This window comes from Gemmatimonadota bacterium (assembly GCA_026387915.1).
GTDB lineage: Bacteria > Gemmatimonadota > Gemmatimonadetes > Gemmatimonadales > Gemmatimonadaceae > Fen-1231.
The window spans coordinates 148,742-170,237 of sequence record JAPLKS010000014.1 but is presented as its reverse complement, the minus strand read 5'-3'; the positions used below and the strand labels follow the sequence as shown (position 1 = coordinate 170,237).

The following is a 21,496-nucleotide window of genomic DNA, read 5'->3' as shown; positions in this document are numbered from 1 at the left end:
TCAGACCTCGATGACGTGTTCAAATGCGAGCAGCGGCGCCACAACGAAAATCACGTCGTACGCCATGAGCATGCTCATCCACGCGCCTGCCTCGTGCATCATATCGCCATTGAGCAACACTTTGGAGGCCTGCATGGCCGCGAGGAGCACGGGAACGAGCATTGGAAACAACAGCAACGGGAGCAACACTTCGCGCGCGCGACTACGGCTCGCCATCGCCGCGTAGAACGTGCCGAGGGACACCAGCCCGATGGTGCCGAGCGCGAGGACCGCGACGAGCTTGGGCCACGAGGGGGGAATCGTCACTTGAAAGAGCACGATGCCCACCAAGGTGACAATTACCAGCATGAGTCCAACGAAAATCAGATTCGCAAACAGTTTGCCCACAAAAATCGTCCAGCGGGAGCCAGGATACAGCAGCAGCGGTTCGAGTGCACCGCTCTCCAACTCCACCTGATACGACCGATTGAATGCCAATACCCCGGCAAAGAGCACCGCGAGCCAGAGCGCGCCGGCGGCTGCGTCGCGCAGTGCCTGCGCGTCGGGGCCGAGGGCAAAGCCGAACAACACCAGGATTGTCACGCCAAGCGCGGCCACGGAGTTGAATCCCGCCTTGGAACGCCCCTCCGTGGTGAGGTCCTTCCAGACGATTGCGCGAACGCGGCGCCAGTCTTCGTGCGCGGACATCAGCCCTCTCCGGCGACCGCGAAGTTCGCGGCATCGAGCGCTGCGCCTTCCGGTTCATCAATGCGCCCTTCGCGGATGGTCACCGTACGGTCGAGTACCGCGGCGGCCGGCGCGAGTTCATGGAGCACCACCAACGCGGCACCCCCGCCCTTCACCGACTCCCCGATCAACTCATTCATCAGCGAGATGCCGGCCACATCGAGATTGCTGTAGGGCTCGTCGAGCAGCAGTACTCGCGCATTGCGCAGGAGCAACCGAGCCATCGACAGGCGGCGCTGCATGCCCGCCGAAAAGCCACGCACGCGTTCGTTGCGCACGCCGCCAAGGCCGACGCGATCGAGCGCTTCGTCGAGCTTCGCGTTCTCAAGGCCGAGCATGGACGCAGCAAACTGCAGGTTTTCGCGCGCGGTGAGGTCGTCGTAGAGGCCGGGGGTATGTGCCAGGAAGCCAATCTGCCGGCGCACATCATCAGGCGACTTCACGACGTCATGGCCGTAGACCGTGGCACCGCCCGCGCTGGGCTTGAGCAGCGTGCCGAGAATACGCAGGAGCGTACTCTTGCCGCTGCCGTTGGCGCCGAGGAGACCCACCATCTCACCGGGGCGGACCTGTAGGTCAACGCCGCGCAGCACCCAGCGCGCACCAAAGCGCCGAGCCACGCCTACTGCATCAATCGCGATTTGGTCCCGCAAAGCAACCGACATTCTTTATTCCGGTGCGAAGACGTGGAGAGAGCCTCCTGCCATCGCCGCGCACGCGGCTCCATGGAGCGTACCGGGATCGAACCGGTGACCCCCTGCTTGCAAAGCAGGTGCTCTCCCAGCTGAGCTAACGCCCCCAACGACAACAACAGCAGACTCCATAACAACTTATCGGAGGCGTAACCGGATAATAAGGGTACGCCCGTCCAACTGAAGTCGGCGACAACCCTAACCTCTGTGGTGGGTTGACTGACACAGTCCTACGCGCTACCGGCTATTCGTGCGCCGGTAGCGGCTCCATCGTGCGTGCATCCACGGGAATCTGCACCTCGTCCCGGAACTCCGATGTGATCAGGAGCACACGAAACTTGGGAAAGGCGTCCATGAACGAGGTGTAGCAGAAGCCCCAGGCGCCGAGGAATCCGAGGAAAATACCGACTTCCCAGAAATGGAACGGCGCGTTGTACGACACCCCGTAGACCGACGGATACACCTCGACGTACCGGGTGATCCAGAGTCCCACGAAGCTGCAGGCGGCAAAGAACAACATGACCGGCGAATACATTTTGGCCTTCACCGACAGCAAGCCAAAGAACGGCAGCGCAAAGGTCAACACGCCGGCCCCAAGAGTCCACGCCTTCCACGCGTTGCTCAATCGCAGCGTAAAGAAGTGCGTTTCTTCAACCATATTGCCGTACCAAATCACCAAGAACTGACTGAACGTCAGGTAGCCCCAGAACGCCGTGAAGGCAAAGCAGAGCTTGCCGAGATCGTGATAATGGGCGTCCGTCACGAGGTCTTCGGCCTGCAAGTGATTCCGGAAGAACCGCACGAGCGCGGCAAGCGTCATCAGCGCCACGAGCCAGCCGCCCATGAACACCTGCCAGCCGTACATCGTGCTGAAGAAATGCGGGTCGAGCGACATCGACTGATCCCACGCGATCGCGCACCAGCCGAAGCCGAAGATGAGCGCCATGAAGACTGCGAGCTTGCCCTGCAGCGAGTGCGTGGAGTGCAGTTCGCGGCGCTCCTCGCCGAAGGTCGCACGCATGCGAGCGCGGATGCCAGCGGCCCAGCCGGCACCGGCCTCAGGCGACACACCAACGTCGAGTCGCACCGACGTCCAGATATACCAGAGCTGAATGCCCATGATGACGAAGAACACCGCCGCATCACGAATCGCAAAGAAGCGGTGCCCCAGCCACAACTGCTTTTCGTGCTTGAGCGCGCCGAGTTCGTTCCACCACGGATACGCGTGATCGCGACCGAAGAACAGCAGCACCAACAGGCCCAAGAACGCGACCGGCAAAAATGCGACATAGCCCTCGAAGAAGCGGATCACCCCGCGCGACCAACGCGCCGTGGTAATGCGCTGCACCGCAACAAACATCACCGCGGCCGAGGAAATGGTTGTGAAGAACAGCCAGTTCACCTGAAAGGCGTGCCAAGCCCGGTTGTTACCGGTGGCGACTCCATAGATGAAAATCACGAGTCCGAGCAGCAGGAGCCCAAGCGAGGCCGGCTTGAGGATGGCCGGCATCGGCTTGGCGCCGGCGGCAATCACACGCTCACGCGACGGAGCGGCGGTTTCATGCGCGCTCATTTAGTTGCCCTCCGGTTTGGCCGCGGGAGCGCCCTCGGCGCCCTCCGCTTTCTTGATCGGCCGCTCAGTGACGACCGGATGGAAGTACTGCGAGGGCACCTGCGGTCCGAGCTTGGTGAAGCCCGGGAGCTTGTCGCCCGTTTCGCCGGGGCGACCGACGGGGCCTGTCGCGACCGGGTACCTGCCCTGCAAACCGCGGACGTAGTTCACGACGTCCCACCGCTCGGTTTCTTCAATACGATTAGCCGCGGCCATCAGGCCACGCCCATTGCGCATCATGCCCCAGATGTAGCCGTCGGTGCGATTCTTGGTGATGTCCATCAGCAGGCTCGGCGGAAAGGCGTACATCGGGCTGAGCTGCTTGAGCGCGCCGTTGCCGTCGCCGAGGTCGCCGTGACAGACGGCGCAGTTGATGGAGAAGTACTTGCGCCCGCTCGCGAGCGAGCGTTCGTCCACGGCCACGGGATTCTGTACGCCGCTCATTGAATCGATGGTGACCGGGAGATTGGAATGACTCACCTGCCAGTCGGCCATCAAGGTGCCGTTGGTGTTCACAGAACCCGCCGGCTGGCCGCGGAAGCCCTGCAGTTCACCCGAGTCAGCCTTGAACTCCTGCCAAGTGCCGACCGACGGCTGCTGCTTGAAGTCGGTGATCCACCCTTTGCATGCGCTAAGCAGCACGATGGGGAGCGCCAGTGCGACGCTGCGACGAAACACGTTAGCGGTCACCACGCACCTCCACCGCGCCATGATGGCGCAGGATCGCTTCCGCGTCCTTGAGTTTGTCGGGCGCGCATTCCACCCAAATGCCATAGTCGCCGTGGCTGAACCGTGCGTCGTAACCCACGGTCAACGTGAGGCGCGGGATGCGCGCGTGAATGAACATGCCGGCCACCGTAGAGAGGGCGCCCACAAGCACCATCACCTCGAAGCCGAAAATCGTGTACGGTATCCAAGTAGAAACGGCCTTGCCGCCTACGATCAGCGGCCAATACTCCGAGGCCCACACCGCCATCCAGTAGCCGAACACCATGCCGGAGAGCGCGCCAATAAGCGTGTAGCGGCGCACCGGACTCTGTGGTGCATGCACCGCATGCTCCAGCTCGTGGCGCGGCGTCGGCGTAAAGACGCTGATCTGCCCGATCTTCTTGTGCTTGAGTTCTTCGATCGCGGCAACCGTCGCGTCGAGCTCCTGGAAGGCGCCCATCATGCCTTGCATCATGTTAGTGACCTCCCCGAGCGCTTCTCATTTTCGGCGGGATGATTTCCTTGATTTCGGAAATCGCCAGCACCGGCAACTGCTTGATGAAGAGCAAGAACCACATGAAGAACCAACCGAACGATCCGAGCAGAATGCCGTAGTCCACCCAGGTCGGGCTATAGGTGGTCCACTGCCAGGGCTCGAACTCGTGCGAGAGCGAAGGAACAACAATCACGAAACGCTCAAACCACATCCCGATATTGATGAAGATCGAGAGGATCCAGAGCCACGACGGATTGCGGCGCAGCTTCTGCGAAAAGAGCGAGAGCGGAAGAATCATGTTGCACGTCAGCATGATCCACGCCGCCCACCACCACTGACCAAACACACGATTCCAGAAGTAGTCCTGCTCGGCCTGCACGCCGCCGTACCAGGCGATGAAGAACTCCACGATGTAGGCGCAGCCAACGACCATCGACGTGAACAGCGCCAGCTTGGCGGCCGCGTCGAGATGGTTGAGCGTGACGTAATGCTGGAGCTTGAAATACTTTCGGATGGGGATGATGATCGTGAAGACCATCCCGATGCCCGAGAAGATGGCGCCGGCGACGAAGTACGGCGGGAAGATCGTCGTGTGCCAGCCGGGCGTCAGCGCCATGGCAAAGTCGAACGACACCACCGAGTGCACCGAGAGCACCAGCGGCGTGCTGAACGCGGCGAGGAACAGATAGGCGCGCACAAAGTGACGCCACTCCTCCTCACTGTTGCGCCAGCCGAACGAGAGCACCGCAAGAATCTGTTTGCGCACCGGGTTCACGCACCGATCGCGCAACGTGGCGATGTCGGGGATGAGGCCGATGAACAAGAAGGTCGTCGAGATGGTGAGGTACGTGGAGATGGCGAACACGTCCCACACGAGCGGCGACTTGAAGTTCGGCCACAACAGGCGCCAGTTCGGATACGGAATGAGCCAGAAGAACTTCCACGGCCGCCCGATGTGAATGATCGGGAAGAGACCGGCCGTCATCACGGCGAACACGGTCATGGCTTCGGCGCAGCGGTAAATCGTGGTGCGGAAGCCGGCGCGGAAGAGATACAGAATGGCCGAGATGAGCGTACCGGCGTGGCCGATACCGACCCAGAACACGAAGGTAATGATGTAGACGCCCCACATCACCGGCGGATTGTAGCCGGCGACGCCGAGCCCTTCGTGAATCTGGTACATCCAAGACGCGATGCCGACCATCAGGAAGCAAACGGCCAAGGCGAGTAGCGCGAACCATTTCTTGGTTGGCGCGAGCGTCGCAATGATTTCGTTGTCGACCTGTTCGTAATCTTTGACGGCCGGAAGCTGGACGTTGGCCGACGCGATGTTGGGGCGGCGGGGTCCGTCGTGGCTGGGCTGAGCGATGGTTGCCATGGTAGCCCCTTACGCCTTAGTCGCCGCGGCGGGCGACGGATGGTTGACCTTCAGCAAGTAGACCACCGCGGTGTAGGTATTGAGGTCCTCGAACACGTGATAGCCGCGTTCGTCCTTGATCATTTTGGCGACCGACCACTGCTCGTCGGCGGCATCGCCGAAAATGATCGCGCGCGACGGGCAGGCCTGCGCGCACGCAGAAGTAAACTCGTCGGGCTTCAGTTCACGCTGCTCGAGCTTGGCGCGGTTTTCGGCTTCCTTGATGCGCTGCACGCAGAAGGAGCACTTCTCCATGATGCCCTTACCGCGGACGGTGACGTCCGGGTTGAGCTGCCAGTGGAGCGGTTCCGGGAACGCGTACTGCGTGCGATCCGGCTCGCCGTATCCGAACCAGTTGTAGTAGCGAACCTTGTACGGGCAGTTGTTGCTGCAGTACCGCGTGCCGACGCAGCGGTTGTAGACCTGCACGTTGAGGCCGTCGGGCGAGTGATACGTGGCGTACACGGGGCACACCGGCTCGCACGGCGCATTGCCGCAGTGCTGACACATCATGGGAATGACGCGGGTTTCGAAGTCGGGGTTGAACGCCACGTCCTTCGGTTCGCGATCGATTTCGAAATACCGCTCCAGACGAATCCACGCCATTTCGCGCGAACGCGTGATGTTGGCGCCGAACCCGGTGCGGTCGGGCATCACCTGCCCGCCCTGCCACGGTGCGCCTACCGTCGGGATGTTGTTCTCGGCGTAGCAGGCCGTGACGCACGCCGAGCAGCCGGTGCACTTGGCCAGATCGATCGTCATCGCCCAGCGACGCTTGGCGGCGCCACTCCAGTGATTCGGATCGTACTGTCCCTTGTTCTTGGAGTTTGGATCGCCGAGTTCACCCTGCGCGTCGTTGGCGACGGGGGAACGCAGACCGGGGAGGAAGGCCGTGCTCGCCTGACCGACGAACGCTTCCTTCTCCTCGTGCAACTCACCCTTGCGGTACTGGTCCACGCTCACAGCGCGCGCGATGCCACGGCCATGCTGACGGCCGGAGCCTTCGGTGGTGACGAGGCGCGAGTTGCCAGTGGCCTTCTTGAGCCCCGCCTTGGTGCTGACGAGGGTGACGGCACCAGAGCGCGCGTCCTCGACGGTCGGCAGCAGGAGCATCGGATTGAATCCGCAATCCTTTGCGTAGCGACCGTAGGCGGTGTGGCCGCGGCCGGTGGCAATGCCGATAGTGTCGGGGCGAATGCCGATGTACAGATACACAGGCGCGGTGAGCGAACCCTGCGCCGTTTCGACCGTGGCGTGATCGCCTTGTTCGATCGACAGCTTGAGTGCGGTTTCGGGGTGCAGCTCGATCACCGTCTGCCACAACGTCTTGGTGACGGGATCCGGAAGTTCCTGCAACCACGGCTTGTTCGCGCCGCGACCATCACCGAGCACCGGCGACGGATAGACGTGAAGGAAGTACGACCCCTGACTCTGGCCGATACCAGCACCTGACTTCGGCGTCACGGCCTTGGCCGCAGCGACCGCGAGCACGGAGCCGTTGGTGAAGCCCTTCGGGAGGGCCGCCGCAAGATTGGCGGCACCGCCGAGGCGTCCGGCGATGAAGGTGCGATAATCCGCCGGCATTTTGGCGCCGAGTGCGGACTCGGCCTTGGCGAGTGCGATGAGCACGTCGGCCGTGGCGCGGGTGTTGAACACCGGATCCATCACCGGCTGTTGCAGCGCGAGCGTTCCCTTCACCGGCTCCGCGTCGCCCCAGCTTTCGAGGCTGTGGTGATCGGGGAGCACCACGTCGCAGAGACTGGTGGTTTCGTCCGGGTAGCTGGAGAACGAAATCTTGAAGCCTGCTTTCGCGAAGGCGTCCGCAAACTTCACGGCGCCTGGCATCGTGTGCGCCGGATTGGCGCCGCGAATGATCGCGAGGCTCACCGAACCCGCGGCCATGCGCTCGGCCGCGTCACGTACGGCAGCATGCGACGACGCGCCTTCGTAGGCGAGCGATCCTTCGGCCGGTTTGACGGTGACACCGACGTTGCCGAGCGCCTTGTTGAGTTCGGCGACGGCGAGGGCGGTACCGGTAGCGTCTTCCCCGTTGCCGCCGGCGATCAACAGACTCGGCTTGGCGGCGAGGAGTTCCTTGGCGAGCGATTCGAGCGATGCTACGGAAACACCAGCGGCATCAGCGGCAGCCTTGAGCGAGCCTGAGCCCTTGACCGCAGCGAGGAGCGCTTCTGCGACGGCCTTTTCGGAACCCGGGCGTGCCGGAATCCAGCTGTCAGCGTTGAGCCCCGTGAGCGAACGGCGGGCGCCGATGTACACGACGCGCGGGGCATCGTCGATTTTTGCGCGCGCTTCGGAGAAGGCGAGCTGCTGTTGCACCGACAAGCCCCAGCCATCGAGGTAGTCGGCGCCAAACGAGACGATGAGCTTGGCCGCAGAGAAGTCGAGCTTGGGCCAGCTGACTCCGTAGGCCGCGCGATTGGCGGCGACGGCGGCGAGCGGAGCTTCGGCGTCGTAGCCGATGTGCGGCGCAAGGCCGAACCCAACGAGCCACTGATCGAGGAAGGCCGGGAACGAACCCTGCTCGTGCTGGTTGATGAAGACGGTGGACGCTGCTTTGCCCTTGTGTTCGACGAGCTTGGCTTTGACGGCGTCGAGCGCTTTGTCCCACGTGGTGGCAACGAGCTTGCCCCCTTCGCGGATCATCGGGCCGCGGAAGCGGTCCGGATTGTACAGCCCCTGCAGCGCCGACTGACCGCGAGCGCAGAGCGCGCCTTGGTTGACGGGGTGCTCAGGATTCCCCTCGGCCTTGATGGCGCGTCCATCGCGGGTCTCAATGATGAGCCCGCAACCAGCGGCGCATTCGCGGCAGGTGGTGGCGTAGTAGCTGGAAACGCCCGGCACCGTGTTATCAGGCGACGCGACGTATGGAATGAGTTTCTCGACTTTATCGCTGGCGCAGCCGACGAGCGTGGCGGCGGCGCTTGTGGCGCCGATCACCTTGAGGAACTCGCGACGCTTGACGCCGTCGGTCGGCGATGTCGTGTTGACGTCCTGGCTCATCGTCGATTCCTAGTAGTGGCAGTTGGTGCAGTCATACGAAGCCTTTTTGCGCGGCGCATCGAGCGCCGCCTTGTCAGGTTCGTATCCGGCGGCCTTGAGGCCTTCGGCGGGCGAGTAGCCGTTTACGTGGCAGGTGACGCACCAGCCCATGTTGAGCGAGGCGTACTGATAGACCTGCGGCATGTTCTGGACTTGGCCGTGACAGGTCTGGCAGGTGACACCGGCGTTGACGTGGCGCATGTGCGGGAAGCGCACATACTCCGGCACCTTGTGCACGCGCACCCACGGCACGGGCAACTTTTTGGCGGAGTAGTCTGCGAGCTTTTTCACTTCGGCGCGATCCCCAGCGACGATCGTGTGGCAGCCCATGCAGGTTCCGGTGGCGGGGAGCCCCGGATCGCTCGACTTGAACGCCGCGCTGTGACAGAACACGCAATTCATCTTGAGCGTGTTCACGTGCACGGGATGCGGGAACTTGATCGGCTGTACCGGCGAACGGCCGGTACCCTGTCCCAGGTAGTTGGTGTAACCGGAGGCGCCCGAGTAGGCCCACGGTCCTGGGACGGCCTTACCGGCCGCCTCGCGATTCGCGATCTGAGTCGCCGTCTCCTTAGTTCCGACAGCCGGCGCACCAGCGCCCTGCTGCGAGCCCGCATATGCGGACATCATCGTCGCAACCAATGCAATGGCGGCGACGCCGGGGATGACGACCCACTTCCTGAGTCCGGTCATCGACTGAATCCGGGTGTGTTTAAGGGCTCAACAGAAGGCCTTGTGAAACGTTTCACAAGGAGTGGGAAACCACGAATAATGATTGCCGCGCAGCGCTACCGCAAGCTCACGCGAAAAGGAGTCAGTCCAGTAACCCTCGGTGGGCACGGTCTAAGGTGCGTAGGACCTCGATCGCCATGGCGCGAACCAGCATCAGTTCGCGCTTGTCTGGCTCCGTGCGCGCGAGCAGGGAGCGCACCGCCCGCATGATCTGATCTTCGTTGCGCGTCCGGAAAAACCGAATGGCGCTGAGTGCTTCGCGAATGTCGGCGTACACCTGCTCCCACTCTTCGTGGGTGGCGGGGCCGGTGGCTTTCTTGGGGCCATTGAGGCTGCGCGTGGCGTCACCGGCGGCCACGTGGAGCTCATAGAGCGCCAGCATCACGGCCTGCGCGAGATTGAGCGAGCTGTGCTCGGTCGTAGGAAAGGTGACAATAAGCTGCGAGAGATCGAGCGCTTCGTTGGGAAGGCCGTGATCTTCTTGGCCAAAGAGCAGCGCCACGTTTCCCTCGGCGGCGGCCTCGAGGACAATCGGCGCCATCTCGCGCGGGGTGGCGAGGGGCCAGCGCGAGGCGCGCCGCTTTCCGGCAAAGGCGACGACTTTTACACAGTCGGCGAGGGCGGCGGGGAGGCTGTCGAAGTGTTCGATCTTGCTGACGACGTCGCGGGTGCCGTGGGCCACGCCTTCAATGCGCCAGGGGTCGTATGGCTCGGGCTGCACGAGGCGCAACCGCTCGACGCCCATGTTTTTCATTGCGCGCACGGTGGCGGCGATGTTGACGGGGTCCTGCGGCCGATGGAAGACGACGACGATTTTATTGAGAATGGACACGAAGGAAATCTGGTGTGATGGCGGGACGTGCGGCATTGGGCGGGGGCGCTTTTTCTACCGAGGGCGGGTTGCCCTGCGGTGGTCGCCCGTCGAGTTTTGGAGGATGGACACGATCATCAACCTCTTGCATGCGCTCCGCGACCCGTCCGCGCTCATTGCCGCCGTGGGAACCGTGGGGATTACCGCCATCATCTTCATTGAGACCGGGCTGCTCTTTCCAATGCTCCCCGGCGATTCGCTGCTTGTGACGGCGGGACTGCTGGCGTCGCAGACGGACGGGCCAGTCCGTCTCAACGTATGGCTGCTGGGGTGCCTCTGTACGGCGGCGGCCATACTTGGAAACTCCACCGGATATTTCATTGGGCGCCGAGCGGGGCGTGCCTTGTTCACGCGCGAGGATTCGCGCTGGTTCAAGCGCAGCCATCTGATTCGCGCGCACGAGTTTTACGAAAAGCATGGTGGCAAAACGATCACGATTGCGCAGTTCATGCCGATTGTGCGCACCTTTGCGCCGGTGGTGGCTGGAGCGGCCGAGATGCGCTACCTGAGCTTTATCACGTACAACGTGATTGGCGCGGTGACGTGGATTTGGTCGATGTTGTTGCTCGGCTATTTTCTGGCGCGGCAGTTCCCGATTGTGGGGCAGCACATTGAGAAATTGATTGTGGTGATTGTGCTGATTTCGGTGACGCCGGCGGGGATTGCGTGGCTGCGGTCGCGGGTTGGGAACAAGTCGGGTACATAGATGGTTCTTGGTACAGCGGGTTGTCGGTCGTTTACGGTTGGCCGTTTTCCGTTTTCCGTTTTCCGCCCACGGATAGCTGACGACCGTCAACGACCGTCAACGACGGTCAACCATTTTCACTTTTTGGAGATCACCCCATGGCACATACACTTCCTGCCCTGCCCTACGCTCACGAGGCGTTGGAGCCGCACATTGATACGCAGACGATGCAGATTCACCACGGCAAGCATCATCAGGCGTACGTCAACAACCTGAACGCGGCTATTGAGAAGGCGCCGGAGCTGGCCACGTGGTCGCTCGACGATCTGTGCCGCAAGATTGACGCGGTGCCCGAAGCCGTACGCGGCGCCGTGCGCAACAATGGCGGCGGGCACTGGAACCACTCGCTGTTCTGGCAGTTGATGGCGCCGAATGCGGGCGGTGAGCCGGGTGACAACCTGAGCGCCGCGATCAACGCGCTTTCGGGCGACTTTGCGAAGTTCCGCGAGCAGTTTGCCGCCGCGGGCGTCGGTCGCTTTGGCTCGGGATGGGCGTGGCTGGTGACGGACTCGGGCGGCAAGCTGACGATTGAAAGTTCGCCGAACCAGGACAACCCGCTGATGGCGGGCAAGGCCGCGATTCTTGGGCTCGACGTGTGGGAACACGCCTACTACCTCAAGTATCAAAACCGTCGCCCGGATTACATCGGGGCGTGGTGGAACGTGGTGAACTGGGCGGAAGTGGCGAAGCGGTACGCGGCGCGGTAAGTCTGGTGTACTTAGAACGGTGAACGGCCCACTGATAACTGCGGTGGGCCGTTTTTCGTTTTCCGTTCTTCGTTGTCGGTGGTCCGGTTTCGGGCTTCCCTAGGCTTACTTGGCTGCGTCGCCTTCGAGATAGGTGTAGCCCTCAAGGCCGGCCACATACTCGGCGATGAACATATTCGCTTCATCGCGACTGATATTTGTGGCGAGCTGCACTTTGCGGCGGAACGTGGTGAGCAGGTCCGACGCGCGGAACTGCACGTAGTTGAGCACTTCCGTAACCGTATCGCCATGGACGAGGTCGGTGATTTCGTAGCCCGACTCCGCGAGGCGCACGTGCACGGCGTTGGTGTCGCCGAACAAGTTGTGCAAGTCGCCGAGGATTTCCTGATAGGCGCCGGTGAGGAAGACGCCGAGCAGATAGGGATCGCCGTTATCGAGAAATGGATGCAACGGCATCGAGGGTTCACCATCGCGACCGCCGACGAAGCGATCGATCTTGCCGTCGGAGTCGCAGGTGACGTCCTGCAACGTGCCGCGACGCGTCGGCTCCTCGAGCAGGCGATGAATGGGCATGATCGGAAAGAGTTGATCGATGGCCCAGCTATCGGGGAGCGACTGAAAGAGTGAGAAGTTGCAGAAGTAGCGATCGACGAGCGCGGCGTCGAGGTCGGCAATGATGTCCTCGAAATCGTCGCGGTGCTTTTGCGCCACGCGGGCAATCTGATTGAGCGTACACAAATACAACCGCTCGGCCGAGGCGCGGTCGCGCAACGAGAGGACGCCGCTGTTGAACAGCGTGTGCGCACGTTCTTTGTCGAACACGGCGTCGTGGTACGCTTCGCGCACGCGGCGCAGCGACACATTCTTACGCGAGACGGCCTTGAGATCCTCGTGCATCTCGAGGAGGAACTGGTGGTCGTCCTCGGTGAGCGTCGGGGCCTGCGGTTCGTTCACGGATTCGACATCGATCACGCTCAGCAGCAGCAGGGCGTGGTGCGCCGTGAGTGCGCGCCCCGACTCGCTGATGATGTGCGGCATCGGAAGTTCTTTGTCGCGGCAAGCCTCGGCCAGCGTGTACACGATATCGTTGGCGTATTCCTGGAGCGAGTAGTTGACACTCGCCTGCGCGGTGCTCTGGGTGCCGTCGTAGTCCACGCCCAATCCGCCGCCGACATCGACGTGCGTGATGTCGAGTCCCATCGCACGCAGTTCGGCGTAGTAGCGCGAGAGTTCCTGCAGCCCGCGCTTGATGTAGCGAATATCGGTGATCTGCGAGCCGAGGTGGCAGTGGATGAGCTTGACGATGTCGAGCTTGCCGGCGGCGGCAAGCTTGTCGATGATCACCATCAACTGCGCGGGGCTTAGGCCGAACTTGGATTTTTCGCCGCCCGATTGCGCCCAACGCCCGCTGCCTTCGGCGGAGAGCTTAATGCGCACGCCCGCCTTGGGGGTGACGCCGATTTCCGCGGCGACCTGCAAGAGGACGTCGAGCTCGCTGACCTGCTCGATGACGATATAGACGTCGTGCCCAAGCTTCTGCCCCATGAGGGCGAGGCGCATGAACTCTTCGTCTTTGTAGCCGTTGCAGACGATGAGATGGTCGGTGCTCTCGCTGAGCGCAAGCACGGCCTGTAGTTCGGGCTTGCTCCCGCATTCGAGACCGACGCCAGTGGCTTTGCCGAACTCGACGATTTCCTCGACCACATGGCGCTGCTGATTGACCTTGATCGGATACACAGTGGTGTAGGCACCCGTGTACTCGAATTCCTGAATGGCGTGCTGGAACCGCGCATTGAGCGAGATGATGCGCGAACGTAGAATGTCGGAGAAGCGGAGCAGCACGGGGAGCGCGACGCCCTGCGCTTCGAGATCGAGGGCCAGTTCGTAGAGATCGAGTTCGCGGTCGGCGTGATCTTTGTCGGGGCGAACGACGACGTGCCCTTTTTCATTCACATCAAAGAAGCCGTCACCCCATCCTTCGACGTTGTAGACGTTGCGGGCTTGCTCAACCGTCCACGGCGCGTCGGCGCTTGCTTTGTCAGCGGACGCACCATTTCCGCCGTTCCCCTTCTCCGCGGGCGCGCCATTACTCGCACTCACTTTTTCGGAGGTCGTTGGAGCACCGGCGGCGGGCGTCGGTGTGGCGGTCGGTTCGTTCGAGGTTGGAGCGCTCATAGACGTTTAACAGTAGGGCGTCGGAGCCGCTGAGGGAACCGCTGGCGCTATCGCGCGGAGCGAGGCGGCCGCGCTGCACCGCGCGCAGGACTGCCGACCGTGAGTCGTGTGGCTACTTCGTCCAGACCAGCACCAGGCCGCAGCTGTTGCGCGTGCCGTTGAACTTTGCCGGCATCGACGCGCCGCCCGCATAAAACTCGACCCCCGCAATCGCGTTCGGCGCGAGCGAGTTGATGTCGAAGAGCGGCTCCTCTTCGTGCCCCTGATAGACGAGCACCCCGTCGACCGCGACGGCCGCGTAACAGGCGTTGGGCTTGGCACCTTTCGAGACGTCCCACTTTGTGGGCTTTGGTCCTCGGAGCACCGACTGGGTGCCGCGCGAGGACGCGACCCACGCCGCATTGGTACTGCCGATCACCACGGGGACTCCGGCTGTCGCGAGGGCTTCCGACATGCGGCGCCCTTCCATCTTGGAGAGTTGTTCTTCCGTGAGGAAGTGGCCGCCGGCGCCCATGGTCCGCCGCTCCTCAAACTCGGAGAGCTTGCCCCGCACCGGTGCGGCCGCGGTGACCACGACGCCGGGTAGGGCCTGCCCGTTCGCGCCCGTGGTCGTGACGACTGGGGCGAGCAGCAGATCGGTATCCACGGAATCTCCGGCGACGAAATCGAGCACCGTCACGAGTGACTGAAATCCGACGCGCCGCACACTCACTTGATGGCGTCCGGCGAGAATACCGGGAATGCGAAAGGCGCCAGTGGAATCGGTATGCACGATGATCGCCAACTGCGGGAGCGACACTTCGGCGCCTACAATGGGCGCATCGTTGCCATCGACGAGCACGTTGCCGCGGAACACGGCGCGTGGCTGCGCCGCCAGCGGTGCTGCAGCGATCAGCAGGATCCAAACCCCGCGCAGAAAGCTGGTCATGCGGCGTCGCACCCGCGATGCGGGGTCACGAAACGGCGCGTTTGAGAAAGGCGCGTTTCCCAAAATACCAAAAGACGTAGAGCAGCCCCACCAGCACCAGCGCCACGACGAGCGGATCCATGTGCGGCACATCAGGCGTGATGGCGCCGCGCATCCCCTCCGCCACATAGACCAGTGGATTCACGAGTACCGCGTATTTCATCACTGGCACTTTGTCGAGCGCCTTCCACGGATAGTAGGTGCACCCGAAAAATATCATCGGACTAATAATGGAACTGAACATCAGTCCAATCTGCTGCGGCTGAATGGCGCAGCCCATCACCAATCCGAGCGCGCTGAACGTGGCAGCGCCGAGGATGGTGATGCCGAGGATGTGCGGCAGGTTTGAAAGGGCGAGCCCTGGAATGGCGCCCATAATCAGGCGTCCCGCCGGGAGAACGAAAATCCCCGCGATCATTCCCTGAATAGTTCCGGCCACAATCAGTTCAAGGGCGACGAGGTGATTGGGGATGGGGGCGAGCAGCCGATCTTCAATCTCCTTTGAGAAGCCGAACTGCGTGACCATCGGCAAGGCGACGCTCTGCACCGACGACAGTGCGAGGGAGAGCGCGAGCACACCTGGGAGGAGCGTGGCCGTATACCCTTTTTGCATGACGCCGAGTTTTGGCATGAGGTAGCCAAAGACGATCATGAGGAGCAACGGCTGCATCGCCGTGCGGACGAGGAAGAACGGCAGTTCGCGACGCGCCACGCGAATGTCGCGGCGCAGCATCGCAAAAAATACGTAGGAGGTGGGAACGTCGCGTTCCGTGGCAACGGCGGTCAATCGAGTTTCCGCCCAGTGAGAGAGATGAAGAGTGTTTCGAGGCTGGGCTTGGCGAGATTGATGTTCTGCACGCGCGACCCCGCGTCCTCCACGGCGCGAATGAGCGCGGGAAGTGATTCCCCGCCCCGAAGACTTTGCGCGCGCAGATCGGAGCCCACCACATCGACCGCAGAAATGCCATCCACGAGCCGACAGCGCGCGGCGGCCGCGGCGAGATCGCCCTCGACGGTGAGATCCACGAGCGTGGCGCCCGGCGCCCGCGCGGTCAGTGCCGCGGGCGTGTCGCAGGCAAGGAGTTTGCCGCGATCAACAATCGCGATGCGGTCACAGAGGGCGTCCGCTTCCTGCATGTAGTGCGTGGTCATCACGATGGTGCGGCCTTCACGGTGCAGCGCGCGCAACACATCCCAGAGTGCATGGCGAGCTTGCGGGTCGAGTCCGACGGTGGGCTCGTCGAGAAACATCACCTCGGGCTCGTGCAAGAGCGCGCGTGCGATCATCAGGCGTTGCTGCTGGCCGCCCGAGAGATCGTCGACTTTGGCCGTGGCCTTCTCCGCAATCTCAAACTTCTCAAGCAACGCCATCGCGCGGCGCGTGGACTCAGCGGTGCCGATGCCAAAGTATGCGCCGTGAAAGACGAGGTTCTCGATGACATTGAGACTGCGGTCCGGATTTGGGCGCTGCGGCACAACGCCAATGAGATGGCGCACGGCGGTGTCGTGCGTGGACACATTGCGCCCGGCAACGAAGGCCTCGCCGGACGTCGCGCGCACGCGCGTGGTCAGAATGCCGATCGTCGTGGTCTTGCCGGCGCCATTGGGCCCGAGCAGCCCGAACATTTCGCCTTCGCGCACATCGAGATCGAGGCCGTCGAGTGCGACGATGCTGGCCGAGGCGCGCGCACCGCGCCCAACTGGGGCGCGCGCGGTTGAGCCCGTGGTTCCCACGGGAGTTTTTCGTGGAGAGGGCGCCGCATACACCTTGGTAAGCGCGCGCGTTTCGATCATCGGCGGCATCCTTCGAATATGATGACTCGCGCAAGGGGCAACCAGTCAGTAGGTTTTTGCCCCAGCGAATTACCCAACCGTTTCCGGCCTCGATGGCTGGCAACGACAACTGACGCTCAGGAGTCCCCCCGGTATGAGCAAGCTGCTTCGAAGGCTGGCCCTTGTGGTCGGCGCGCTGGTCGTGATCGTAGCGATGGGCGTGTACGTGATGAGCGAGCGCGCGATTCGCGCCTCCGTCACGGTCGCCGATGATTCCGTGGTGATTCCCACCGACTCCGCGTCCATTGAACGTGGCCGGCATTTAGCCCGCGCGATTACCAAATGCGTGGACTGTCACGGCAATGACCTCGGAGGCGCCACGATTGTGGACGCGCCACCGATGGGAAAATTCTCTGGCATGAATCTCACGCGCGGCAAGGGCGGATTGGGCGCGACGCTGAGCGACGCCCAGATGGTGCGCGCGATTCGACATGGTGTGGCCGCTGATGGACACAAACTCGTCATCATGCCATCGGTCGAGTACAGCAGCCTCAGCGCCGAGGACCTCGGCGCGGTGATTGCGTATGTGCGGTCGCTGGCGCCGGTGGACCGCGACGTTGCGCGCCCAACCTTTGGGCCGGTGGCGCGTGTCCTCATTGCGACGTCGGCGGCTCCGCTCTTTGCCGCGGATGTCGTGGGGCGAGAGGTGCCGCTGACGGCCGCTCCGGCGGCGGGCGCGACCGCTGAGTACGGCGCATATCTCGCCAAGGTCGGTGGTTGCGTCGGCTGCCACGGTGAGACGCTCTCGGGCGGCAAGATTCCGCAGGGCGATCCGTCGTGGCTGCCGGCCGCGAACCTGACACCGACGGGACTCGCCGGATACACCGAGGAGAAGTTCATCACGGCACTGCGCACCGGCGTTCGACCCAACGGCGGCGCCATCAACTTTCCGATGCCGTGGAAAGCAACGGCGGAGATGACCGATGATGAGTTGAAGGCCGTGTGGGCCTATCTCAAGACGGTGCCGCCCAAGGCGTACGGCGGGCGGTAATGGAACGCGGTGCTCGGCCGACCGCCGAGCACCGCGGCAACCTTCGACGGCGCTTGCTACGCAGCGACGGTGGCGCTGCCGATGACTCTGAGCGCGCGCTCGAGGCGCTCTTTGACGTCGGCGGCAAATGCGGCCAACGCGGGATTTCCGGCAAGACTCATTGCGGCGACGGGGTCCATCATGGCGACGACACTCTCACCCGCAGCCTCGGCCGCGTAAACGATGACGTTGCATGGCAGGAGCAACCCCAGTTGCGGTTCAATATCGAGCGCCTGACGCGCCAATCCGGGGTTGCAGGCGCCGAGGATGACGTACGGGCGCGAGTCGATGCCGAGTTTGGCCCGGAAGGTGGCGCGAATGTCGGCTTCGGTGAGAATGCCAAAGCCTTCGACGGCGAGTGCGGCACGCGTGGCGGCCACGGCTTCGTCATACGCGAGTGGCACGGTGCGGGAGAAGCCATACGACGAGTTTTGCACGTTCACGACAGGGCTCCGCAGAGGGGATGTTGGATATATAACACCGTATGCTCATGTAGTCAACTATAAAGCCGTCACTTCGAACTCTTCACACCGGGACGACGGGCACGGACTGGGCGCCTGCGCTCGACGCGTGGCTCGACGCGCGATTCAGTCGAGGATCGGGGTGAATCACGAAGGGCCCGAGCGACGCTCGGGCCCTTCATGGTTTCCGTCTTTCTCTCTATCGCCGCACGAAAGGCTACCGTGCGGTCGATACTTGCCCAGCGCTACTGCTGCGGCTCCGGATCACGGCCGCCGCTGCCCGCCGGCGCACCGGTCATCTTCACCTGATCGCGTCCCTTCTCGAGGTACGGCACGCCGCGCACCATCCATTCCGGCGCGGCCTTCCCCTGCAGTTTGTTGCCGAAGAACTCAATCATCTTTTTGTCGATGTCCTTTTGATTCGCGCGCTTGGTGGGATTGTGCACATCGCCGTTATACACAACGAGGTACGCTTCCTTCTTCAAGCGACGCATGGCGCCGTAGAACTCAATGCCCTGATACCACGGTACCGCATCATCCGCGTCGTTCGCCATGAAGAGGACCGGCGTGGTGACGCGATCGAGATAAAAGAGCGCGGAGTTTTCGATGTAGCGCTCCGGATACTGCCAAAGCGATCCCCCAATGCGGCTCTGCGTGTGTTCGTACTGGAACTGACGCAGCACGCCAGGGCCCCAGCGAATGCCATCGTACGCGCTGGTCATGTTCACGACCGTGGCGTTTGGCACGGCGGCCGCGAACATCGTGGTCTGCGTAATGATGTACGACGTCTGGAAGCCGCCCCACGACTGCCCCTGCAGGCCGAGGTGCTTTTCGTCCACAAAGCCGCGCGCGATGAGCGAATGCACGCCAGGCACCACGGCCTTGAGTGCGCTCTTGCCGGGCTGGCCTTCGGTGTAGACGATGTCCGGCTCAAAGATGAGGTAGCCGAGCGAGGTGTACACGAGCGGATTGATCACATTGCGACCGCTCGGCGCGACGTAGCTATGGAGGCCGTCGGACAACCGCTCGTAGTAATAGACAATGAGGGGATACTTCTTGGACGGATCAAAGTTCTCCGGCTTGTAGAGCATGCCCTGCAAGCGGACGCCGTCGTCGTTGAGCCAGTTGACCAGTTCCACGTCGCCGCGCGGATATTCTTTTTCCTGCGGATTGGCATTGGAGATTTTGGCGACGCTCGCGATGGATGTGCCGGTCCAGAGATCGGGGAACTCGCGATACGTCTGTTGCGTCATCAGGTACTGCTCGGCCTTGCGCGCCTTCTGTAGCCCCGCGTAGCGACGGGCGCCACGCACGATCATTTCGGGAGCGGTGGAGGCGCCGAGTTTGGCGCGCGCGAAGCCGCCGTCCTTGGTCACGCTGTCGAGCACGCTCAATACGAGCGGTTCGGCCGGATCGAGGAAGCGGTCTTCGACGTCGAGATTGACGACGCGGTAGGTGAGTTTCTTTTGACGGCCTGCGCCGGCGGTCACGTTGCGCGGCGCGGCGACGCCGGTGGGATCGACTTCCCACACGTCGTAGCGGTCATAGAGCAGTACGGATTTGTCGTCCTTCGTCCAACCGCCGGCACCGTAGGCTGGCACGTTGTCGGGCATGTCGAACTCTTCGTTGTCGAAGGCGACATTCTTGATGGCGGCGGTGAGTTCTACCTTCTTGCCGCCAGCGGTGGCATAGGCATACCACTTCTTGCCTTCGAACCAGGTGATGTACTTGGCGCCCGGCGAAAGTTGCGGACGCGACGGCAGGTTCTTGGCCACGAGGGTGCGCGCGGCCGTGGTGGGATCGAGAAGATAGACGTCGCTGCCGCCGTCGCCCCACGTTTGCTCGATGGCGTATTCCACCGGGTTCAACGCCAAGGCGACCTTGCCGTTATCCGCGATGGTGACGGAGTTGAGCGAGTCGTTGCTGAGGCGCGCCCACTTGCCGGAGGCCGGCGTGTAGGCGGCGACATAGGTGCGATTGCGATCGCGCGCGGCGTCAATCTTCTGTTGCGGCTGGATTTTTGTGTCTTTCCAGTGCCAGAGATCGTACACGGCCTTGTCGCTCAGCGAGTCGGCGGGAATGGAGTCGGCGGGTACTGGAGCGAGCGCAAACTGCAGCACGGATCCGTCGCGCACAAAATCCACGCGGCCGCGATCAGCGATGAGCAGACCGTCTCCTACGCTGCCTGCCGCGACAATTTTGGCCGTGGGCGTGAGTTCTTTTTTGCCTTTGGCAATAACGAGCGACGCGTAGTAGAGCGACGCGCGCGGCTTGGCGGTGCCTTGGTCGTCGCGGTCAGACACAAACGCGACTTGTGTGCCCTTCTTGTCGATGGCGAGGGAGCGGTAGTTGCCCTTGCCGCTGGCCAGCGTGATGATCGATCCCGCGGCGAGGTCGCGCACATAGACGCCGGACTTGGTGGAGTCGGCGCTCTGCGCGCTGTAGGCGAGCCAATGTTCGGCGTCGTCAAACAGGTAGCTGGTCACGTCTTCGATGCGCGTTTCCTGTCCACTGGCGAGATCGCGCAGAATGAGCGGAGCGCCCGGTTCCTGACGGGCGCCGCCGGGGGCGGCGCCACCCGCGGCACCACCACGTCCACCGGCACGTCCGCCACCGCCGCCGCCCGGCGCGCCAGACGCGGTGTCAGATTCCAGCAGATACGCGATGAACTTTCCGCCGTCACGCGCAAAGCGATACGAGCGGACGCGCGGAACAACCGTGACCTTCCCGTCGGCAAGGCTCACGATGCCGAGCGAGTTCCGCGGTTGTGGCAGCGGACGACCGCGTGGGGCGCGACGTGCGGCTTCGACGTCGGCCTGCGAGGCGTAGCGAATGAAGGCCGCGAACTGCGACGTGGCGCTGAACTGGGCGCCCGCCGGCGAGAACTGAGCGGCGGAATCAGCGGCCGCCTGCAACTGCGGGCGACCGGTGTAGCCACGGGGCGCGCGGTATTCGGTAGCGCCAGCGGTGGAACGGATGATGAGTTCCCCCTCGCCAACAACCGGCGAGACGGTGTACATCGCCCACTTGCCGTCGGCGGAGAGTGTGGCGCCGGAGATGGAGCGCCACAGATCATAGGTGTCCTGCGTGATGGGCTTCTTCGCCGATTGCGCAGCTAGTGGGGCGACCGCGGCCAAGACGGCAGTCACCGCAGCGGCGGCGAGGCGGGAGGCGAGCACTCTCATCATTCGACCTCGTTCGGGTTATGTTGCACCAACGTTCCACCCTGCCGCGGTGGCGTCTGCGGGCGCCGGCACTCCATGT

The 21,496-nt window shown here is 62.9% G+C and carries 18 protein-coding genes and 1 tRNA gene; 3 read left to right on the top strand and 16 right to left on the bottom strand.

Annotation, left to right across the window (positions count from 1 at the left end):
- The 10 genes from NTZ43_08945 to NTZ43_08900 form a co-directional block, all read right to left on the bottom strand.
- On the bottom strand, positions 1 to 687 hold the full coding sequence (locus NTZ43_08945; protein MCX5767332.1) for a heme exporter protein CcmB: 687 nt from the start codon (positions 685 to 687) through the stop codon (positions 1 to 3).
- The gene (gene ccmA, locus NTZ43_08940; protein MCX5767331.1) at positions 687 to 1,391 is read right to left on the bottom strand and encodes a heme ABC exporter ATP-binding protein CcmA; all 705 of its coding nucleotides are present in this window, start codon (positions 1,389 to 1,391) and stop codon (positions 687 to 689) included. Before ccmA ends, NTZ43_08945 begins: the two co-directional genes overlap by 1 nt.
- A gap of 61 nt (positions 1,392 to 1,452) precedes the next feature.
- Positions 1,453 to 1,525, bottom strand: a tRNA-Ala gene (locus NTZ43_08935).
- Positions 1,526 to 1,662: 137 nt separating this feature from the next.
- Complete coding sequence (locus NTZ43_08930; GenBank protein ID MCX5767330.1) at positions 1,663 to 2,991, bottom strand: hypothetical protein; 1,329 nt, start codon at positions 2,989 to 2,991, stop codon at positions 1,663 to 1,665.
- The gene (locus tag NTZ43_08925; protein ID MCX5767329.1) at positions 2,992 to 3,720 is read right to left on the bottom strand and encodes a cytochrome c; all 729 of its coding nucleotides are present in this window, start codon (positions 3,718 to 3,720) and stop codon (positions 2,992 to 2,994) included. It abuts the gene before it with no gap.
- Entirely contained in the window at positions 3,710 to 4,213 is a 504-nt protein-coding gene (locus tag NTZ43_08920) for a DUF3341 domain-containing protein (protein MCX5767328.1), read from the bottom strand. The genes NTZ43_08925 and NTZ43_08920 overlap by 11 nt, the downstream gene beginning before the upstream one ends.
- A 1-nt stretch (position 4,214) precedes the next feature.
- Positions 4,215 to 5,612, bottom strand: a complete 1,398-nt coding sequence (gene nrfD / locus NTZ43_08915; GenBank protein MCX5767327.1) for a polysulfide reductase NrfD — start codon at positions 5,610 to 5,612, stop codon at positions 4,215 to 4,217.
- A gap of 9 nt (positions 5,613 to 5,621) precedes the next feature.
- Complete coding sequence (locus tag NTZ43_08910) at positions 5,622 to 8,672, bottom strand: 4Fe-4S dicluster domain-containing protein (GenBank protein MCX5767326.1); 3,051 nt, start codon at positions 8,670 to 8,672, stop codon at positions 5,622 to 5,624.
- Positions 8,673 to 8,681: 9 nt separating this feature from the next.
- Positions 8,682 to 9,404, bottom strand: coding sequence for a cytochrome c3 family protein (locus NTZ43_08905; protein ID MCX5767325.1), 723 nt, complete (start codon positions 9,402 to 9,404; stop codon positions 8,682 to 8,684).
- A gap of 121 nt (positions 9,405 to 9,525) precedes the next feature.
- Complete coding sequence (locus tag NTZ43_08900; GenBank protein MCX5767324.1) at positions 9,526 to 10,275, bottom strand: hypothetical protein; 750 nt, start codon at positions 10,273 to 10,275, stop codon at positions 9,526 to 9,528.
- Between the two features lie 103 nt (positions 10,276 to 10,378).
- On the opposite strand from NTZ43_08900, the gene NTZ43_08895 reads away from it, so the two are divergent.
- Both NTZ43_08895 and NTZ43_08890 read left to right on the top strand, forming a co-directional pair.
- Complete coding sequence (locus NTZ43_08895; GenBank protein MCX5767323.1) at positions 10,379 to 11,020, top strand: VTT domain-containing protein; 642 nt, start codon at positions 10,379 to 10,381, stop codon at positions 11,018 to 11,020.
- A gap of 137 nt (positions 11,021 to 11,157) precedes the next feature.
- Positions 11,158 to 11,766 (top strand): superoxide dismutase, encoded by a 609-nt coding sequence (locus NTZ43_08890; protein ID MCX5767322.1) that lies wholly within the window; start codon positions 11,158 to 11,160, stop codon positions 11,764 to 11,766.
- Between the two features lie 105 nt (positions 11,767 to 11,871).
- Here the strand turns inward: NTZ43_08890 and speA are convergent, their stop codons facing one another.
- From speA to NTZ43_08870, 4 genes are all read right to left on the bottom strand, one after another.
- Positions 11,872 to 13,941, bottom strand: coding sequence for a biosynthetic arginine decarboxylase (gene speA / locus NTZ43_08885; protein MCX5767321.1), 2,070 nt, complete (start codon positions 13,939 to 13,941; stop codon positions 11,872 to 11,874).
- Between the two features lie 112 nt (positions 13,942 to 14,053).
- Positions 14,054 to 14,869: a carboxypeptidase regulatory-like domain-containing protein gene (locus tag NTZ43_08880; GenBank protein MCX5767320.1), complete on the bottom strand. Its 816-nt coding sequence runs from the start codon at positions 14,867 to 14,869 to the stop codon at positions 14,054 to 14,056.
- Positions 14,870 to 14,894: 25 nt separating this feature from the next.
- Positions 14,895 to 15,695 (bottom strand): ABC transporter permease, encoded by an 801-nt coding sequence (locus NTZ43_08875; protein ID MCX5767319.1) that lies wholly within the window; start codon positions 15,693 to 15,695, stop codon positions 14,895 to 14,897.
- Positions 15,692 to 16,702 carry an ABC transporter ATP-binding protein gene (locus NTZ43_08870; GenBank protein MCX5767318.1) on the bottom strand — a complete coding sequence of 337 codons (1,011 nt, stop codon included), beginning with the start codon at positions 16,700 to 16,702 and terminating at the stop codon, positions 15,692 to 15,694. Before NTZ43_08870 ends, NTZ43_08875 begins: the two co-directional genes overlap by 4 nt.
- Before the next feature lie 133 nt (positions 16,703 to 16,835).
- Between NTZ43_08870 and NTZ43_08865 the strand changes: the two genes are divergently transcribed.
- Positions 16,836 to 17,732, top strand: a complete 897-nt coding sequence (locus NTZ43_08865) for a cytochrome c (GenBank protein MCX5767317.1) — start codon at positions 16,836 to 16,838, stop codon at positions 17,730 to 17,732.
- A gap of 56 nt (positions 17,733 to 17,788) precedes the next feature.
- Here the strand turns inward: NTZ43_08865 and NTZ43_08860 are convergent, their stop codons facing one another.
- Both NTZ43_08860 and NTZ43_08855 read right to left on the bottom strand, forming a co-directional pair.
- Positions 17,789 to 18,208: a DUF302 domain-containing protein gene (locus NTZ43_08860; GenBank protein ID MCX5767316.1), complete on the bottom strand. Its 420-nt coding sequence runs from the start codon at positions 18,206 to 18,208 to the stop codon at positions 17,789 to 17,791.
- Between the two features lie 269 nt (positions 18,209 to 18,477).
- Positions 18,478 to 21,420 (bottom strand): prolyl oligopeptidase family serine peptidase, encoded by a 2,943-nt coding sequence (locus tag NTZ43_08855; protein ID MCX5767315.1) that lies wholly within the window; start codon positions 21,418 to 21,420, stop codon positions 18,478 to 18,480.
- Between the last annotated feature and the right edge of the window lie 76 nt (positions 21,421 to 21,496).

Excerpts from the sequence above, each read along its gene's own strand:
- ccmA (MCX5767331.1), bottom strand. The coding sequence starts at position 1,391 with ATGTCGGTTGCTTTGCGGGACCAAATCGCGATTGATGCAGTAGGCGTG.
- speA (MCX5767321.1), bottom strand. The coding sequence starts at position 13,941 with ATGAGCGCTCCAACCTCGAACGAACCGACCGCCACACCGACGCCCGCC.
- NTZ43_08910 (MCX5767326.1), bottom strand. The coding sequence starts at position 8,672 with ATGAGCCAGGACGTCAACACGACATCGCCGACCGACGGCGTCAAGCGT.
- NTZ43_08870 (MCX5767318.1), bottom strand. The coding sequence starts at position 16,702 with ATGATCGAAACGCGCGCGCTTACCAAGGTGTATGCGGCGCCCTCTCCA.
- NTZ43_08945 (MCX5767332.1), bottom strand. The coding sequence starts at position 687 with ATGTCCGCGCACGAAGACTGGCGCCGCGTTCGCGCAATCGTCTGGAAG.
- NTZ43_08880 (MCX5767320.1), bottom strand. The coding sequence starts at position 14,869 with ATGACCAGCTTTCTGCGCGGGGTTTGGATCCTGCTGATCGCTGCAGCA.
- nrfD (MCX5767327.1), bottom strand. The coding sequence starts at position 5,612 with ATGGCAACCATCGCTCAGCCCAGCCACGACGGACCCCGCCGCCCCAAC.
- NTZ43_08865 (MCX5767317.1), top strand. The coding sequence starts at position 16,836 with ATGAGCAAGCTGCTTCGAAGGCTGGCCCTTGTGGTCGGCGCGCTGGTC.
- NTZ43_08855 (MCX5767315.1), bottom strand. The coding sequence starts at position 21,420 with ATGATGAGAGTGCTCGCCTCCCGCCTCGCCGCCGCTGCGGTGACTGCC.
- NTZ43_08930 (MCX5767330.1), bottom strand. The coding sequence starts at position 2,991 with ATGAGCGCGCATGAAACCGCCGCTCCGTCGCGTGAGCGTGTGATTGCC.
- NTZ43_08895 (MCX5767323.1), top strand. The coding sequence starts at position 10,379 with ATGGACACGATCATCAACCTCTTGCATGCGCTCCGCGACCCGTCCGCG.
- NTZ43_08920 (MCX5767328.1), bottom strand. The coding sequence starts at position 4,213 with ATGATGCAAGGCATGATGGGCGCCTTCCAGGAGCTCGACGCGACGGTT.
- NTZ43_08890 (MCX5767322.1), top strand. The coding sequence starts at position 11,158 with ATGGCACATACACTTCCTGCCCTGCCCTACGCTCACGAGGCGTTGGAG.
- NTZ43_08905 (MCX5767325.1), bottom strand. The coding sequence starts at position 9,404 with ATGACCGGACTCAGGAAGTGGGTCGTCATCCCCGGCGTCGCCGCCATT.